This window comes from Cytophagia bacterium CHB2 (assembly GCA_030263535.1).
Taxonomy (GTDB): Bacteria; Zhuqueibacterota; Zhuqueibacteria; order Zhuqueibacterales; family Zhuqueibacteraceae; genus Coneutiohabitans.
Map to the genome: position 1 here is coordinate 1 of SZPB01000121.1, position 15,936 is coordinate 15,936.

At 52.0% G+C, this 15,936-nt stretch carries 19 protein-coding genes and 1 pseudogene; 3 read left to right on the top strand and 17 right to left on the bottom strand.

All coding sequences use genetic code 11. From position 1 onward, the window contains the following. Positions 1-35 precede the first annotated feature (35 nt). The 17 genes and pseudogenes from FBQ85_13370 to FBQ85_13450 form a co-directional block, all read right to left on the bottom strand. Positions 36-593: a DJ-1/PfpI family protein gene (locus tag FBQ85_13370; GenBank protein ID MDL1876144.1), complete on the bottom strand. Its 558-nt coding sequence runs from the start codon at positions 591-593 to the stop codon at positions 36-38. 2 nt (positions 594-595) lie between these two features. Beyond that, positions 596-1,888, bottom strand: a complete 1,293-nt coding sequence (locus FBQ85_13375) for an acetyl-CoA hydrolase/transferase family protein (GenBank protein MDL1876145.1) — start codon at positions 1,886-1,888, stop codon at positions 596-598. Positions 1,889-1,915: 27 nt separating this feature from the next. After that, positions 1,916-3,049 carry an alanine dehydrogenase gene (gene ald / locus FBQ85_13380; GenBank protein MDL1876146.1) on the bottom strand — a complete coding sequence of 378 codons (1,134 nt, stop codon included), beginning with the start codon at positions 3,047-3,049 and terminating at the stop codon, positions 1,916-1,918. Positions 3,050-3,168: 119 nt separating this feature from the next. Next, positions 3,169-3,738, bottom strand: a complete 570-nt coding sequence (locus tag FBQ85_13385) for a DJ-1/PfpI family protein (GenBank protein MDL1876147.1) — start codon at positions 3,736-3,738, stop codon at positions 3,169-3,171. Between the two features lie 26 nt (positions 3,739-3,764). Beyond that, on the bottom strand, positions 3,765-4,154 hold the full coding sequence (locus FBQ85_13390; protein ID MDL1876148.1) for an iron-molybdenum cofactor biosynthesis protein: 390 nt from the start codon (positions 4,152-4,154) through the stop codon (positions 3,765-3,767). 80 nt (positions 4,155-4,234) lie between these two features. After that, positions 4,235-4,735, bottom strand: coding sequence for a peptide deformylase (gene def / locus FBQ85_13395; GenBank protein ID MDL1876149.1), 501 nt, complete (start codon positions 4,733-4,735; stop codon positions 4,235-4,237). An 11-nt stretch (positions 4,736-4,746) separates the two neighbouring features. Beyond that, a complete protein-coding gene (locus FBQ85_13400; GenBank protein ID MDL1876150.1) occupies positions 4,747-5,346 on the bottom strand; it encodes a class I SAM-dependent methyltransferase in 600 nt (199 codons plus the stop codon). Positions 5,347-5,409: 63 nt separating this feature from the next. Continuing rightward, positions 5,410-6,777, bottom strand: a complete 1,368-nt coding sequence (locus FBQ85_13405) for a T9SS type A sorting domain-containing protein (GenBank protein ID MDL1876151.1) — start codon at positions 6,775-6,777, stop codon at positions 5,410-5,412. A 25-nt stretch (positions 6,778-6,802) separates the two neighbouring features. Beyond that, on the bottom strand, positions 6,803-7,765 hold the full coding sequence (locus FBQ85_13410; GenBank protein MDL1876152.1) for a radical SAM protein: 963 nt from the start codon (positions 7,763-7,765) through the stop codon (positions 6,803-6,805). A gap of 5 nt (positions 7,766-7,770) precedes the next feature. Next, positions 7,771-7,962, bottom strand: coding sequence for a ferredoxin (locus FBQ85_13415; protein MDL1876153.1), 192 nt, complete (start codon positions 7,960-7,962; stop codon positions 7,771-7,773). A 20-nt stretch (positions 7,963-7,982) separates the two neighbouring features. After that, complete coding sequence (locus FBQ85_13420) at positions 7,983-8,450, bottom strand: nucleoside deaminase (protein ID MDL1876154.1); 468 nt, start codon at positions 8,448-8,450, stop codon at positions 7,983-7,985. A 5-nt stretch (positions 8,451-8,455) separates the two neighbouring features. Continuing rightward, positions 8,456-9,646: an aminotransferase class I/II-fold pyridoxal phosphate-dependent enzyme gene (locus FBQ85_13425; GenBank protein ID MDL1876155.1), complete on the bottom strand. Its 1,191-nt coding sequence runs from the start codon at positions 9,644-9,646 to the stop codon at positions 8,456-8,458. Between the two features lie 66 nt (positions 9,647-9,712). Beyond that, positions 9,713-10,555 carry a selenocysteine protein gene (locus FBQ85_13430; GenBank protein MDL1876156.1) on the bottom strand — a complete coding sequence of 281 codons (843 nt, stop codon included), beginning with the start codon at positions 10,553-10,555 and terminating at the stop codon, positions 9,713-9,715. Between the two features lie 18 nt (positions 10,556-10,573). Then, positions 10,574-10,819 (bottom strand): zf-HC2 domain-containing protein, encoded by a 246-nt coding sequence (locus FBQ85_13435; GenBank protein MDL1876157.1) that lies wholly within the window; start codon positions 10,817-10,819, stop codon positions 10,574-10,576. Further along, the gene (locus FBQ85_13440; protein MDL1876158.1) at positions 10,788-11,168 is read right to left on the bottom strand and encodes a response regulator; all 381 of its coding nucleotides are present in this window, start codon (positions 11,166-11,168) and stop codon (positions 10,788-10,790) included. Before FBQ85_13440 ends, FBQ85_13435 begins: the two co-directional genes overlap by 32 nt. A gap of 172 nt (positions 11,169-11,340) precedes the next feature. Continuing rightward, positions 11,341-11,595, bottom strand: coding sequence for a hypothetical protein (locus FBQ85_13445; GenBank protein ID MDL1876159.1), 255 nt, complete (start codon positions 11,593-11,595; stop codon positions 11,341-11,343). Positions 11,596-11,908: 313 nt separating this feature from the next. Next, positions 11,909-13,251: pseudogene (locus tag FBQ85_13450) on the bottom strand (PAS domain-containing protein). Between the two features lie 318 nt (positions 13,252-13,569). Between FBQ85_13450 and FBQ85_13455 the strand changes: the two are divergent. From FBQ85_13455 to FBQ85_13465, 3 genes are all read left to right on the top strand, one after another. Then, positions 13,570-14,208 (top strand): MerR family transcriptional regulator, encoded by a 639-nt coding sequence (locus FBQ85_13455; GenBank protein MDL1876160.1) that lies wholly within the window; start codon positions 13,570-13,572, stop codon positions 14,206-14,208. Between the two features lie 90 nt (positions 14,209-14,298). After that, positions 14,299-15,546, top strand: coding sequence for a hypothetical protein (locus FBQ85_13460; protein ID MDL1876161.1), 1,248 nt, complete (start codon positions 14,299-14,301; stop codon positions 15,544-15,546). A gap of 79 nt (positions 15,547-15,625) precedes the next feature. Then, positions 15,626-15,936: nitrate reductase (locus FBQ85_13465; protein MDL1876162.1), on the top strand; the 311-nt coding region annotated here is incomplete at its 3' end.

Sequence of the window (15,936 nt, forward strand, 5' to 3'; positions counted from 1 at the left end):
ATGAAATTTTTACCGTGGAAACACTTCTCAGCTACTCATATTTTATTTTCCGACTTGCGGCTGGCGCTTGCAATCTTTGCGACAACTGCTTGCGCAAATTCTTCCGCGGCCTCCGGCCCATTCGCAGTGATGATGTTGCCATCGATCTCCACTGAGTTGCCGGTGTAGCTCGCGCCTTTCCATTTCAAAAAATTTGCAGCGGACGGATAAGCCGTGGCGCGTTTTCCCGCCAGGAGTCCGGCGTTCGCCAACGTTACCGGCGCCAAACAAATGGCGCTCACCACTTTCCCGGCCCGGTTCGTTTCTCGTACCAAATCATGAACGATATCATGATGCCAATATTTGCTGGAACCAACGCCGCCCACCAGCAGAACGGCGTCAAAGTCCTCTGCATTCAAGCCATCCATCACAGCATCCGGGGTGACGAGAGCGCCAAGCATCCCTTTGGCAGGCGCAAGCGAAGCAGACGCGACGACGACGCGGGCGCCGGCATTCTCAAGAATTGCCCGTGGCGTTTGATACTCTTCATCACGAAAATTGCGGGGCGGAAGAATGAAAAGAATCTTCCTGCCCGGCAATTCGATCGTTGCCATTTTCACAAATATTTTTTGGACTTGGCGAATTTCTCCAAACCCTCGCGAAAATTCGGATGCGCGATGCTGATCATCGCTTTGGCGCGTTCTTGCAGGCTCCTGCCGTGCAAATAAGCAATGCCGTATTCCGTTACGACGTAGTGCACATCACCGCGGCTGGTCACGACGCCCGCGCCTTCGTTCAAATGCGGCACGATGCGAGACAGTTGCCCGTTCTTGGCCGTTGACGATAACGCGATGATGGGTTTGCCGCCCTTGGCGCGCGCGGCGCCGCGCGTGAAATCAACCTGGCCGCCGAAGCCCGAATAAATCGAATAGCCAATGCTATCCGAGCAAACCTGGCCGGTTAGATCCACTTCCAGCGCGGAGTTGATGGAGACCATATTATCGTTGCGCGCCACCACAAAGGGATCGTTGGTATAGTCCACCTGATGCAGCTCAAACAGCGGGTTGTTGTGACTGTATTCATAAAGCCGCTCACTGCCCAAAAGAAAGGTGGCAATCACTTTTCCCGGATGCAGGCTCTTGTAGGCATTGGTTACGATGCCGTCTTCAATGGCCCGCATAACGCCATCAGACACCATTTCGGTGTGAATGCCCAAATCTTTCTTGCCTTTCAACAACGCCAGCACGGCGTCCGGAATGCCGCCGATACCCAGTTGCAGCGTGGCACGATCGTCAATAAGGGTTGTGATGTGCTGCGCGATTTGATTTTCAACGTCCGAGAACGGCTTGGGCGCCAGCGTGGGCAGAGGTTCTGAGACTTCGACAATTTTGCTGAGCCGGGATATATGCAAAAAACAATCGCCCAGGACGCGAGGCATTCGATCATTCACCTGAGCAATGACGACTTTTGCGGTTTCCGCCGCCGCTTTCGTCGCGATGGTTTCCACGCCGAGCGAAACGAAACCATGCTCATCCGGCAGCGAGGTATGAATAACCGCCACGTCCAATTGCACCTGGGTGCGAAAGAGTCCGGGAATCTCATACAAAAAAATGGGATAATAATCGGCGCGCCCTTCATTGACCGCCGCGCGATCGGCCGGCCCGACAAAAAGCGATTTGAGCCGGAAGCGGCCGCGCATGTCCGGCTTGCTCAACGGGTTTTCGCCGAGCATCAACAAGGTAAACACACCGACGTCCTTCAAATCATCCTTGCGTTGCGCCAGCGCGTTGAGAAGAACATACGGCGCTGCGGCATTGCCGGAAATGGAAATCTTATCGCCGCTTTTTATCAGGGCAACGGCCTCCTCGGCCTTCACCAGCTTGCTTCTATAGTCTTCTATCCATCTCATCTTAAAGTCATCTCCTTTCGGCTCGAGCTATTGGCGATCGTTGAGAGAAAGCAATGAATCAATATTCCGGTATTCGCACTCAATCAAACTTGCGACGGCTTGCTGCGTGCACTGGCCTTGAAACGTATAAACCCCTTTGCGCAGCGGGGACATGCCATGCAATGTTTTTTCCAACCCGTCATCGGCAACTTCAAGCACCCACGGTAACACGGAATTATTCAGCGCATGCGAAGCCGTTCGCGCCGCGGCCGCGGGAATGTTCGGCACACAATAATGCGTGACGCCATGCTGCACAAACGTCGGCGCGGACAGGGTCGTGGGGTGGCTGGTTGCAATGCAACCTCCCTGGTCGATGGAAACATCGATAATCACCGAACCTGCCTTCATTTTTTTCACCATGTCCTCCGTCACCAAGTTCGGCGGTTTTTGTCCGTGAATCAGCACCGCGCCAATCAAGACATCCGCAAGGCGCGTCCAGCGCTCCACCAGCAGCGGCGTGATGATCGAAGTCGACACACGCTTATCGAGAAGCCGATCCAAGTTGCGCAGATTGTTAATGTTTTTATCCAGAACCAAAACTCGCGCCCCGAGTGCGGAGAACGCACGGGCGGCGGTGAAGCCAACCACGCCCGCGCCCAGAATGACCACGCTTGCTGGCGTGACTCCGGAAACACCGGCCAAGATAATGCCGCGGCCACCATATTCACTTTCCAGCAGCCGGCCGGCAATTTGCGGCAGCAGATTGCCGGCAATCTCGCTCATCGCCGTCAAGATCGGCAGATTGCCATCGGGTTGTTCGATGAATTCATAGCCGAGCGCGATGACGCCCGTTTCCAATAATTTTTTAATGATGGCTTTGCGCGCAATGCCCAATCCCAGCAACGAAAATACGATTTTTCCCTGCTCGAGATATTTGCACTCATCTTCTGTCGGTGGCTGCACCTTGACCACAAGCTGAGATCGCCGAAAAACCTCGTCGCCGGAGAAAACGATTTGCGCGCCGACGTTCTGAAATTCCTGATCGGAAAAGCCGCTGGCTTTTCCCGCGCCTTGTTCGACGTGCACCGCGTGGCCTTCATTGACCAGGGCGTAGACGCCGACCGGCGTAAGCGCCACCCGGCGCTCTTCAATAGCCGTTTCTTTGGGTATTCCGATATTCATGATTTTTCCTTTCATGGGTCGTAATTATTCACGTGCAAAAAACATTCGGGATTGTTGAGATCGGCGAATTATGGCAGTCCGCTCAATCGCGTACAAAATAACTGAACAATTATCATAGATCAATGGAAATCGTGCATTCTTTTAATACGCTGCGATGCAGTTCCGGCCACCAGCTTGGCAATCGCTTCAGCAAATTCCTCCGCGGCCTCCGGTCCGCTTGCGGTAACGATATTTCCAACAACTTCAATCGGCTTACCCGTGTAGATCGCGCCCTGCCATTTCAAAACGGTTTCGATGACAGGAAAACCGGTGACCCGTTTTCCCTGCAACAGGCCGGCATTGGCAAGAATCATCACGGCATAACCGCTGGCGCTCACAATTTTTTCAAGCCGATTGGCCCGCCTGGTCAAATCGTGAACCGCCTGATCACGCCAGAACTTTTGGCTGCCGCTGCCGCCAACCAAAAGCAATGCCTGAAAATCTCTGGCTGCCGCATCGTTAATGGTGATCTGCGGTTTTGCCAACGCCCCGCCCGTGCCTTTGGCGTTGGCAAGGGACGAAGAAGCGACAACGATGCGCGCGCCCCATTCATCAAACAAGTTTTTGGGCTTTTGATACTCTTCATCACAAAAATCAAAAGGCGGTAGAATGAAGAGAATCTTCCTGTCGGACAGATCAATTTTTTCCATTTTGTTTTCCTCGGGCAGCAGACTATTCAATGCAGCTTCTCGGTTCGGTCTTTCAGCTCACCGACCAGATACAGATTGAGCGCCCGCTCCACCTCGGTTTCATCCGTGACGATCATTTCGATTCCCCGGCTGCACAAATCTTCCCAGGCGCGGCGTCCCATGCCATGACTAATCACAGTTTGGCAATCCTGCAGCCCTTCAGCTACGGTTTGATGGGCATGCTCATCTCCCTTGCCGTGATCATGGTGTCCATCTTCGTGTGCTACCCCACCACGAAAATGTCCGGTGAACGTATTCCGGCGCATTTCTTGGTTGATGACTTTGCCGTCTGCAATTTCGTAAATGGCAAAGAAGGGGCTGCGCCCAAAATGCGCAGAGATTGTCTTGCCATCTTCGGTGGCTACTGCAATCTTCATGTTGATCATCCTTTCTTGAGGGCGTGCGGGGTCGCGTCAACACGCGCAGCGCGGACTCGAAATTCTGCATGCCCTTGTTGTCATGATTCTTCCTGCTTCTGCAGTTCTTTCAACTGTCTGCGCAGAAGGATTTTCTCAGTGGCCGAGGCGTAGTCGATGATGAGCACACCGTTAAGGTGGTCGATCTCGTGTTGAATGACCCGGGCCATCAAGTCGCTCAGCTCGTGTTGAACTTCTTTCCCTTCGGGGTTGAGGCCGCGCACAAAAATCGATTGGCTGCGGGTAATATCGACTTGAATGTCGGGCAAGCTCAAACACCCTTCCTCCAATCGGCCTTCTCCCTCCTTCTGAAGAATCTCCGGATTGGCCAAAGTGATCAAGCCTTCACCGACATCGGCGATGATGATGCGTTGCAGCATGCCCACTTGCGGTGCGGCCAGGCCGATGCCGTTGTACGTGTACATGATTTCCGCCATGCCGGCCATCAAATCCCGCACCGCACCATTGACGTCATCAAGCGGCAGGGATTTTTTTCGCAGAACTGCATCAGGGTAGAGCCTGAGCCGGTACACGGACTTCACTCTCTCGCTGCTCACGTCTCGTACCTCCACCACAGCGCATTGGAAGAAAATTTCCCTGCTCTCAGCTTCGACGGGTTGAGCAGATGCTTTGCTTCGTCCAATGTCAAGGCTGCTCTAATTTCTTTCTCGATGAAACCCAATACGGAGCGCCGCAAATCGGCGATGAAAAGAAAACCCTCCGGCTTGAGCACACGTTCAATCTCATCGAGCATTCGCACGGGATTTTCGACGATATGAACCATGTTGATGTTCAGAACGGCATCGAAAGAATGATTTGCGTATGGTATTTTTTCCACGTCGCCTATTTCAAATTTTGCGCGACGTTCCAACTTGGCCGCTTGCGCGTTCCGATTTGCCAGACGCAACAGCGGCTCGGACAAATCGATCCCAACGATCTCGCTGTCCGGAAAACGCTGCGCCAGCACCAGAGCCGTTCCGCCAAAACCGCAGCCGGCATCGAGTATCCTGCCGGCTCGAAATCCGCGCGAGGTGAGTTTTTCAGCGCACTCGTGGCCAAACTTCTCGGCCATCTTTTGGTGCCGCCGCGCATAACTTCCGGCAAATTCTTCTTCACGAAAGATTCGTTCGTGTGTCAACGGCGTTCTGTTCATTCACATTACACTCGCTGAGGTCAACTGACCGGTCGCAATGAGCGACCGGTCAGTGACCGAACCTTATCTGAGCACCGTCATCTTTCTCGTTTGGGTGAAGGCCGGCGTGACAAGCTGATAAAAATAAACTCCACTCGTCAGCTCATCAATTCCCACCGAAAATTTGTAGACGCCTGCGTCCAATTTTTCATTCGACAACAAAGTCTTCATTTCAAATCCCATGAGATTGTAGATCTTCAACGTGACGACAGTCGGGCTAGGTAAATGAAACTCAATCGTTGTTGCCGGATTAAAGGGGTTCGGATAGTTTTGCATCAACCTGAAAGCCTCGGGAAGGGTATTCTGTTTCTCTTCCACTCCGACAGCCAGCCGCAGCTTGTTCAACTGTTCGGCGGTCAACGACTGAGCATACAACATTTGTTGGCCATCCGCTGTTGATTTCAGGAAAACCCATTTTGTCGGGTCCGTGGTCGTGGACTTGGGATCTCCGGTGTAATCGAGATAATCAATCTGCAGCCCCTGTTGCCAGTCCGAGGTAATCGGGATAACACCGGTGGGGCTGATGATCTTCTTCTGGGTGGTGTCCCACTTTGTCACCGTGATTTTTCCGGTTTGATCGTACTCTTGTATTGCGGCGTTGTTGTGACACTCGGCACAGGCACGCCCTTCCTTCATGACAGTATGCGGTGTGAACGGCGCAATCGCCAGAAACGTTTTACCATCATAAGATGCGGTCTGGAAGCTTGCCGGGTAAACTTTGCCCGTTCCCTCGCGATTCACCAGAAAAATAAAATCACGCTGCGGACCATAGTGACGCCGGATTCCGCCTTCAACATAACTTTCAATATGGCAGTTGTAGCATGAAATCACCGACTTCACGTGACATGCGGTGCACTGCACTTTCGCCCCATGAAGATCGTGAGAGGCGTTGCTGGCGAGTGAGGTATGGCATTTTTCACACGTCACTTCTGTGGCGCCAGGCTCAAGCATCGAAGCATAGGCGGTTCCGTCGCCGTGCATTTCCTTCTTGGTATGGCAAGTGGTGCACTGAAATCCCTTCAGCACATGCACATCTTGATAACCGAGATTTCTCTCCGTGCCTTGGCGACTATGGCATTTGAGACAAATTTGGTCGGCGACCGCCGTGCCCTGAACAAAGTTGTGGCAATCGTTACAACCGGGTTCATACGTGGCGGGATCAACGGCACTGCCGTTGGCATAAGTTCCCGGGTGACATCTGTGGCATCCGAGTTGTGACATCGGAATTCCGGTCAGCGACTCCATCCCACCGTTCGCGCTGTCATACCAGGTAAACTTGCCCTGACGTGTACCGTGCAAGCTCGTGGCGAAATTGCCGGGATCCTGCGCGAAGAGCCATGACGGCAGGATCACCAAAGCAACAATGGCGAGAAAAGGTGTAACCCTTCTCATATTTTTACCTCCTAAAATTTGTGGTTCACAGCTTTATCCTTTTTATGTTCACTACAGGAAACCTCCTGAGATAGAACTTTTTGTTTTCGTATTCTGCTTCGAAAAGCAAATCTTGCGCAATCAACTGTTGAATGATGGAAGCATCCGCATGGGCGCGCGCCAACAATTCTCTCACGGCTTCCTTTCGCATCGGATGCACGGCAGTAATGCTCAACAGATCTTCCGCGACATTGCCGGTTGCAGCAAACGCATTCCCTTCCTCGCCGATTAAATATTCCACGCCTTTGACTTTTTTGTTGAAAATCTGATAGAACACATTGATGGCTTTTTCATCGGGCGGCTTTACCCATGTTTCTGCCGGCGGCCGGATTGGAATCGAAATGTAAGATTTGTCGGGTTTGAGCTGAGCCAGGAAACCGGCGATTTCCTTGGCGTGCTCAGGGCTATCATTGAGGCCTTTGACCAGCATGGTCTCAGTGGCAAGCTCACCCTTGTAAATTCTCGCGAACGCAAGCATTCCATCCAAGATTGAGGACAATTGCAAAGAGCGATAAGGCCGGTTAACCTTGCGCCAAACCTCTTCGTTGACGGCGTCCACTTTCAAAGAAACCCAGTCCGCTTGCATCAAATCATTTCTCACCTCGTGACACCAGATCAGGGAAGCGTTGGTGATCACGGCAATTTTGAACCCGAAAAGCCTTAACAAATCGATTTCGCGGCCAAGATTGATATCCAGAGTTGGCTCGCCGTCAGGCACGAAAGTTAGGTAATCGATAGATGCTCCGGCTTTTCGGACTTCAGCTATTTTTTTCTCCACATCTTTCAATAGTTCATCCGGTCCATAAAACGCCTGTCGCTCAATTTGCATCTTCAAGGTGCGGCCTACTTGGCAATACACGCAAGAATAGGTGCAAATCTTGGGAGGAATGTTGTTGATTCCCAAGCTCCGCCCAAGGCGTCGCGAGGGAATAGGACCAAAAGCCAGCATGATTTCTATTCCTTTGCCTTTCTTTTCTCATCCCAGAGTTGATGATGTTCGGAGCCTTCGCGCAACATCTTGGCGCCGCATTGGGGGCACCGCTCTTCTCGACAGGGAACGCGCTGGCGGTGAGGTATTTTTTCTCCACATTTGGGGCAGACACAATCACCGCCAGGCCCCAAGCCCGAAGACGTGTTCATGGACATAAAAAACTCCTGCGTTCGCATCAATATTCGATTCTGTCTTTTCTATGCTCCCACTCTTCGAATGCGATCAAAGCCTCTGGCCGCGCGATTTGCTTCATCGGAAGCCGTCGCTGGGAGATGGGCAGCGCCAACTCTCTGGAGATACAATCATCAGCAAAACCGATTTCAGCGGCATGCCTTCCGGTGAGGGCGTAAAAGACCTTAGCGATTTTGGCCCAATAAATGGCAGCGAGGCACATCGGGCACGGCTCACAACTGGAGTAAAGCTCACAGCCTTTCAGATGGAAACTACCCAAACGCCGGCACGCTTCCCGAATCGCCACGATCTCGGCATGAGCGGTGGGATCTTTAGTTGACGTGACCTGATTGCAACCTCTGCCGATGATTTCACTATCCTTCACGATCACGGCGCCAAACGGCCCACCGATTCCGTTGCGCACGGCTTCAAGTGACAAACGGATGGCTTCGCTGAGAAATTCGACTCTCATTTTGATCAGCCTGAGATTTTGTTTAACGCTTGATCCAGATCATCACGAAGATCATCGAAGTCTTCACAACCTACCGAGATTCTCACCAACTCATCGACGATGCCGGCTTGTTCCCTTTCATGTCGCGGAACGGTGGCGTGGGTCATGGAAGCAGGATGTTCGATCAACGATTCCACGCCGCCAAGTGAAACGGCGAGCGTGAACAAACGCACGTTGTTCATGACGGTTTTGCCGCCCTCAAGGCCGTTTTTCACGCCGAAGCAGATCATGCTGCCAAAACCGTCCATTTGTTTTTTCGCGATTGCATGTTGCGGATGATCCGGCAAACCAGGATAGCGCACCCACGTCACTTTGGGATGCTGCTGGAGAAAGCTCGCCATCTTCTGCGCGTTCTCCTGACTTCTCTCCACCCGCAACGGCATGGTGCGCACGCCGCGCAAGACCAGCCACGCTTGATGCGGATCCATCGTGCCGCCGAACAAATTCAGCACCGGCTTGATTCGCTTGTAGAGTTTTTCATTCTTCGTAATGATCATTCCGGCGACCACGTCGCTGTGACCGTTGATGGATTTCGTCATGCTATGCACCACCACGTCGGCGCCCAAATCCAAGGGACGTTGCAAATAGGGACTGGCAAAGGTGTTGTCAACCACCATGATCGCGTCATGTTGATGGGCAATCTCCGCAGCTTCATGAATATCGGTCACCGCCATAGTTGGATTCGCCGGTGTTTCAACGAAGATCATTCTGGTATTGGCGCGAATGGCGCGTTTGAGATGATCCAAATTCGAAGTATCGACAAACGTTGCTTCCACGCCAAATCGCGAGAATTCTTTTTCCAACACCATGCGCGTTGGGCCGTAAACAGAATCCGTGCCGACCACATGTGCGCCTTTGCCAAGCAAGGCCAGATAGACTGTGGTAATGGCAGCCATACCCGAAGCAGTCGCCATGCCGGCGTAGCCATTTTCCAACGCCGCAATACATTCTTCCAGTGCGTTGATGGTTGGGTTGCCCATGCGCGTGTAAATGTAGCCCGATTGCTCTCCGGCAAAACGCGCCGCTCCTTCCTCGGCGCTGGGGAATGAAAAGGTTGAGCTTTGGAAAATTGGAACGGAGACTTCACCGAATACGGCATTCTTCAAGCCGCCAACGTGAATCGCTTTGGTTGATTTATGTGTCAAGTTCGTTTTCATGAAACAGGCTCCTGAAGTTTTTTCATTCGACGGCTAAGTTTTGGGCATGGTTCCTTCTGAAATGGCCTACCCCTCAATCGCATACATCAGCAAGCCAATGCCAACACCAAAAACCATATTGAAAGCTTTGATCAGCATCGAGTCGCGCACGGAGTATGACAGCATCGGCAACATGCCGTGGCCGTCTTGCACGAACGAGCTGGTGAAGAGCACGGAAAAAGGAATCAAGCCGTTGGCAAACATGGTCACGAAAATAAGATGCGGGCCGGATTCCGGAATAATTCCGAGCAGCGCACCGGCGAAGAGCAGCAGCAGCGTATATTGCGACGTCAGCTTTTCGAGATGCCAATAGTGCAGCCCAATTTCAACCACAAGCAGAGCGCCGAACGTCCACAGCAGGGTTCGCCACAGATGCCGTTTGATGATATGCTGCCAGACGTGGTCTTTCACATAATGTGCAAAACCTTCTTGAGCCGGATGATATTGTTGCGCCTCACAATCCACGCACGTGGCAATGTTCCACTTTTTCACGATGCGATCGGTTATCCATCCGGTCAGAATCCCCAACCCAAACAACAGCGCAAAGAGATAGAGCGCGGTTTTGGGAAACATCGCCAGCATAACGAAAGCTTCGTCTCCCGAGACCGCGGCCATGGCCCCAACCAGTGCGCCGAAACTGATCATGCCGTGAACGTACAAAGAGACATTGGTAAAAGCGCCCACGCAACCAGGCGCAGCGCCGAGAAGCGAGGCCACGACGTACTGCCGCCATTGTTTTCCTTTTTTGAGAATGGCAGCAAGCCGCCCTTGCGTCCAGACGTTGATCACGTCGACGAGAATCATCATGAAAAAAACGAGAAGCGTGACTTGCACGGTTTGCTGAATGACTTTGCGCAGTATTGCATCCATTCCCGTCAACCTCGTTCTTCAATGCCATTCGCTTTCCAGCGCGTGGTGTATTTTAGCTCCCAACTCATCGGGCTCCTTGATCCGGTGAACTTTCGCGTGCAACAAATTTTTGATTTGCTTTTGAATCTCGACCATCTTTTGGCAGAGAACGCACTTTTCCAGATGCTTCACAAAAGCGCGGCGGCGCCACCACCCGCGCAGTTCGCCATCCACATAGGCGGCCAGATATTTTTCAGCCTTTTTGCAATTCATATTGAGGCTCATGTAAAAAATGATCGATCGTGCTCTTGAGCTCGGTCAAGTCGGAGGTCTTGATCAGAAATGCATCTGCAGCCCAGCAATGAAAATCTCTTTTGTAAAGAGGATAAGCCGTATTGATCACCACTTTGACGTGCCGGTGCATCTCCATGAATTGTTGCAGATAATCCAATCCTGATCCATCCGGCAGCGCCAAATCGAGCAACACCAAATCCACCGGCCCGTCAGCTAATCTTCTCAAAGCGCTCTGGCCATCGGCGGCGGTTGTCACCTCATACCCATCTTGTTCCAACTCCATCTGGTATAGTCTTCGTAAATTCCTCTCGTCCTCAACGATGAGTATTTTCTCAGCCATATTCGCCTTCCTCTTTATGATTTTGCAACAATTAGACCGATAATCGTAGCGATTACAGGTCTAATTTTCAAAGGCTTACGACAAACAAAAAAATCGGCAGTTTAACGCCTTTTCTCGAAATTAAAAAAGCCGGAGAATAATTCTCATTTTTCGCCAATGAATTCATTTCACGCTATCTTCCGGCGCCTGTTTTAGAAAGGCCGCGAAATTCATCAATTCTTTCACGGTCAGGAAATATTTTCGCCAACTTGCCGGCCAAAAACTGGGACAAGACTTCTTCCGCTTCGCCGCGAACCCATGGGATAACTTGCATGCCACTGTCGTTAAATTTGTTGGAACAGATCTCCGTGATCCCGCCACAAATCACAACCTCGACTCCCAATTGCATGAGCATGTTGATCTTTTCTAAGGGATTGGTCTGAACCAACCGCACCTGTTCGCGTTTTTGACCGTGCTGTTATCGACGGTAACCAGCAGAACACTTTCGGCACAATCCAATCGCGAGGAGACGCGGGTTCCGAAAATGGGTATGGCTATGGTTTTCATGAGTCCGTCGTCCTTCATTTTGATGAAGGATTAGGCAACTCACAGGCCAGCGCAAATCGAAAAGGGATAACTTGTAGAATTGGTGGAGAGATAGGGCAAAGCAGAACAAGCCGGAATGGAAAGGAGATTAAGCCTCACGTTGCGGGCGCGCAACGTGGCAAATGCAACAGATGCGGAATTGCAACATCACAACATTAAATCACACCATACTGTTTCATTTTCCGCCTGAGTATGGTGCGATGCAAGCCGAGCGCTTTCGCCGTCTCCACTTTGTTCCAGTTGTGCTTCTCCAAAGCCTCGAGGATGGTTTGGCGCTCGGCATCTTGCAAAGGCAGTGGCGTGGAAACAGGTTCGTGAGCGGCCAACTTGAATTGGGAAAATTCGGGTGGGAGATGTTGAAGCTGTATTTCTTCTCCCCGACACATAACGAATGCATGCTCGATGATGTTTTCCAGCTCTCGGACGTTTCCTGGAAAATCGTACTGCAAAAGCACGCCCCGCACTTCATCGGAAACCCGTGATATATATCGCTCCATTTTTCGGTTGAACTTGTCGATGAAATGATCAATCAGAAGCGGAGTATCGTCTCGTCTTGCCGCCGACGGCGGCAACTCGAGTTTGACCACGTTTAGCCGAAAATACAAATCATCGCGAAAGTACCCTTTTCGACTAATGCGGAGAGATCATCTTTGGTGGCGGCGATCACACGGACGTCAGCCTTGACGGGAGCAATAGCGCCCAGCGGCTCAAACTCCCGTTCCTGCAAAACGCTGAGCAGTTTCACTTGCATCGTGGGAGGGAGACTTTCGACTTCATCCAAAAAGATCGTGCCCCCTTTCGCCAAAGCAAATCTCCCCGGCTTGTCCTTTTTAGCGTCGGTAAAAGCGCCTTTGACATAGCCGAAAAGCTCGGACTCCAGCAACGTGTCCGGCAACGCACCGCAGTTTACGGCCACGAAGGGGCCATCCTTGCGCGGACTCAAATTGTGAATAGCGCGGGCGAACAATTCCTTGCCGGAGCCACTCACTCCCTGAATCAACACCGTGCTTTCGCTTTCGGCGACGTGGGGCAGAATATCAAAAATCTGCAAGATGCGGTGATTCTTGGAAACGATATCTTCAAACGTGTAGGCGCGCTTGATTTCCTTCTGCAACGCTTCGAGAGCGGAAAGATCGCGGAACGTTTCCACACCGCCGGCGATTTTTCCCGTCTCATCTCGCAGCACGGCGGTGCTGATGCTGATCGGAATTTGTTTACCATCCGCCCGCAAAATGTTGACGTGGCGGTTTATGGTTTCCTTGCCGGTTTGAAAGGAGCATTGCAACGAGCAAGACTTTTCGCAAACATTGGCTCGCAACACCTCGAAGCAGAACTGCCCAATGGCCTCGACACGAGACACGCCGGTAATTTTTTCCGCGGCGCGATTGAAGTAAGTGATGCGCATTTTCTCATCAACGGTGAATACGCCGTCGGCGACACTGTCCAAAATGGTTTGCGCATGCGCCGGGGGAAGCATTTTTTCAACAAAAGTAGTCATAGCATATCACTGCTCACGGCCTTGCGAGACAGAATAGTATATCAGAAAACGTTCGCGCGAGACGGCTTCGTCCTTGATCAACTCCTGCACCTCGCAACGACATTGCTGTAATTTCGCCCTCACCAAAACTCAGATTTGGTAAATGTGTTGCACGATAATCATCTTAATCAATAACTATGCCGTTGAAATTCGAGTCGAGTAAGAGAAAAAGACAAGAAACACCGACTCGGCTAAAAACCACGCAGGAGAAAAGACCATAGTTTTATTGAACCTGCAAATACTCCAGAAATTTTCGAAACGGCGGCACTGTGAAGGATCATGCAAAAACAAGAAAAATGGCCAGACTTGTTTCTTGAAAGTGAGAAAATCTCCGCGTGCTGGTTCATTCTGGTTTGCTCTAATTTCAAAATAATTAAATCTCAGATTGACGTGAATTTCTGGCGCAAGACTTGCCAAAGCTGTACTGCAAAATACAGGATTTCATTCTATAGTCAGCACAGATTCATGAATCTAGCGCTTGAGCAAAGCCCCAAACTGAAAATTGGTGAAGTCGCGCGGCAACTCGACGTTGCGGTGGAAACCATTCGCATGTACGAACGCGAGGGGCTATTCCTCGTGCACAAAACCGCTAGCGGGCAGCGGCTGTTCAGCGCCTCCGATGTGCATTGGATTTCGTGTATTCGGCGTTTGATCACCGAGCGCGGACTCAATCTCGAAGGCATTCGCCGCATGCTCGCATTTCTGCCATGCTGGGATTTGAAACCGTGCTCGGATGCGGAAAGAGAGAAGTGTCCGGCATATTTGAACGCGATGAAACCGTGTTGGATGATCAAAACGCAACTCACAAGCGACTGCCAAACGTTTGATTGCCGCGAGTGCAAAGTGTATAAGAGCGCGCAGCATTGTGATAATTTGAAAGAGCTGCTGCGCAGGCACGACGCGCAGTCACGGCAATAAAACCGGCGCGGCTGCGCTTCAAAAGGCACGGCCCGCCGTTTTAGATAAATCATGTGAAGTGATGTGGATTCGAATGAAGGAGGTTTGCAAATGATGAGAAGAATGACGGTCCCGATTGCGGTGTTCGTGATGTTGGCGATGAGCAGCGCAGTGTTTGCGACCAACGGTTATTTTGCGCACGGCTATGGCATCAAATATAAAGCGCTCGCCGGCGCGGGCGTGGCCTTACCGCTCGGCACGATGGGCGCGGCCACCAATCCCGCGCATCTCGTATTCGTAGGCAATCGTATCGACGTGAGTCTCGCGATGTTCAATCCCAATCGCCAATACACCATTACCGGCAATCCTTCCGGCTATCCCGGCACGTTTGGTTTAATGCCCGGCACTTTCGCAAGCGATTCGAAATGGTTTATCATTCCCGCGCTCGGAGCGAGCTGGAGCTTGAATGACAACACTGCTTTCGGGCTCGCGGCATATGGCAACGGCGGTATGAACACGAATTATGCTGCGACCGCATTTGGATTCGCACCCACCGGCGTCGATCTCTCGCAAATGTTCTTCGCGCCCACGTTCGCGAAGAAATTCGGCGCGCACGCTTTCGGTCTCACCGCGATTTTCGCGTATCAACGCTTTCAAGCCGAAGGCCTGGCCGCATTTGGAAATTTTTCCAGCGCTGCAAACAAGCTTTCCAACAATGATTACAGCAACGGCTTCGGCTACGGCGGCCGCGTGGGTTATCAAGGCGAATGGCTGAAAAATTTCTTCGTCGGCGCTTCTTATCAAATGCAAACCAAGATGAGCAAGTTCGACGACTATGCCGGGTTGTTCGCGGAAGAAGGCTGCTTTGACATTCCCTCGAATTGGACCGCAGGTTTGGCATTCAAGCCGGCTTCAGCATTGGCGCTCGCGTTTGATGTGCAACGCGTCAATTATAGCGAATGCAATTCCGTGGGCAACAAGCTGATGCCGAATTTGATGACGAGCAAGCTCGGCGATGAAAACGGCGCAGGTTTCGGTTGGGAAGACATGACGATCTTCAAAGGCGGCGTGCAATGGCAGGCACGCAAAGATTGGACGCTGCGCGCAGGCTATTCTAACGGCAAGCAGCCTATCCCGTCAAGCGAAGTGCTCTTCAATATTCTTGCGCCGGGCGTGATCGAACAACACGCGACGTTCGGCATCACGAAGACGCTCGCCAATCAAAACGAAATCAGTTTTGGATTGATGCACGGTTTCTCGAAGAGCGTCAGCGGCGCGAATCCTTTGGAAGCGCCGGGGCAACAAACCATTGAGTTGAAAATGAACCAATGGGAATTTGAGATCGGATATTCGTTCTGAATTTGCATGGAGCAGAGAGCGTGGCGCAAACGAATGACGCCATGCTCTTTGCCCCTTGCCCTCTGCAAGGGTTTTGCTCATGTCTACCAAACTTTCTCGACGCGAGTTCATCAAAATCGGCAGCCTCGGCCTGGGCGGCCTCGCTGCGGGCGGCGGCCTGTTCAAAGCTTTTTTTGATGCGGAAAAGAACGAAGTCGTTGCTGCGCCAGCGCTGACCGGTTTCACCGACGGCCCGGTGACCCTGACGCCCACGGTTTGCGAGATTTGTTTCTGGCAATGCGCCGGTTGGGTACACAGTGTCAATGGCCAGCCGTGGAAAATCACCGGCAATCCGGCAGATCCGAACTGCAACGGCCGGCTCTGTCCGCGCGGCACCGGCGGTCTCGGCGC

Coding starts and splice junctions, on each gene's coding strand:
- FBQ85_13435 (MDL1876157.1), bottom strand. CDS start 10,819: ATGAGCCTCAATATGAATTGCAAAAAGGCTGAAAAATATCTGGCCGCC.
- FBQ85_13425 (MDL1876155.1), bottom strand. CDS start 9,646: ATGAAAACGAACTTGACACATAAATCAACCAAAGCGATTCACGTTGGC.
- FBQ85_13420 (MDL1876154.1), bottom strand. CDS start 8,450: ATGAGAGTCGAATTTCTCAGCGAAGCCATCCGTTTGTCACTTGAAGCC.
- ald (MDL1876146.1), bottom strand. CDS start 3,049: ATGAATATCGGAATACCCAAAGAAACGGCTATTGAAGAGCGCCGGGTG.
- FBQ85_13410 (MDL1876152.1), bottom strand. CDS start 7,765: ATGCTGGCTTTTGGTCCTATTCCCTCGCGACGCCTTGGGCGGAGCTTG.
- FBQ85_13460 (MDL1876161.1), top strand. CDS start 14,299: ATGATGAGAAGAATGACGGTCCCGATTGCGGTGTTCGTGATGTTGGCG.
- FBQ85_13375 (MDL1876145.1), bottom strand. CDS start 1,888: ATGAGATGGATAGAAGACTATAGAAGCAAGCTGGTGAAGGCCGAGGAG.
- FBQ85_13405 (MDL1876151.1), bottom strand. CDS start 6,777: ATGAGAAGGGTTACACCTTTTCTCGCCATTGTTGCTTTGGTGATCCTG.
- FBQ85_13390 (MDL1876148.1), bottom strand. CDS start 4,154: ATGAAGATTGCAGTAGCCACCGAAGATGGCAAGACAATCTCTGCGCAT.
- FBQ85_13415 (MDL1876153.1), bottom strand. CDS start 7,962: ATGTCCATGAACACGTCTTCGGGCTTGGGGCCTGGCGGTGATTGTGTC.
- FBQ85_13440 (MDL1876158.1), bottom strand. CDS start 11,168: ATGGCTGAGAAAATACTCATCGTTGAGGACGAGAGGAATTTACGAAGA.
- FBQ85_13385 (MDL1876147.1), bottom strand. CDS start 3,738: ATGGAAAAAATTGATCTGTCCGACAGGAAGATTCTCTTCATTCTACCG.
- FBQ85_13370 (MDL1876144.1), bottom strand. CDS start 593: ATGGCAACGATCGAATTGCCGGGCAGGAAGATTCTTTTCATTCTTCCG.
- FBQ85_13400 (MDL1876150.1), bottom strand. CDS start 5,346: ATGAACAGAACGCCGTTGACACACGAACGAATCTTTCGTGAAGAAGAA.
- FBQ85_13455 (MDL1876160.1), top strand. CDS start 13,570: ATGCAAAAACAAGAAAAATGGCCAGACTTGTTTCTTGAAAGTGAGAAA.
- FBQ85_13430 (MDL1876156.1), bottom strand. CDS start 10,555: ATGGATGCAATACTGCGCAAAGTCATTCAGCAAACCGTGCAAGTCACG.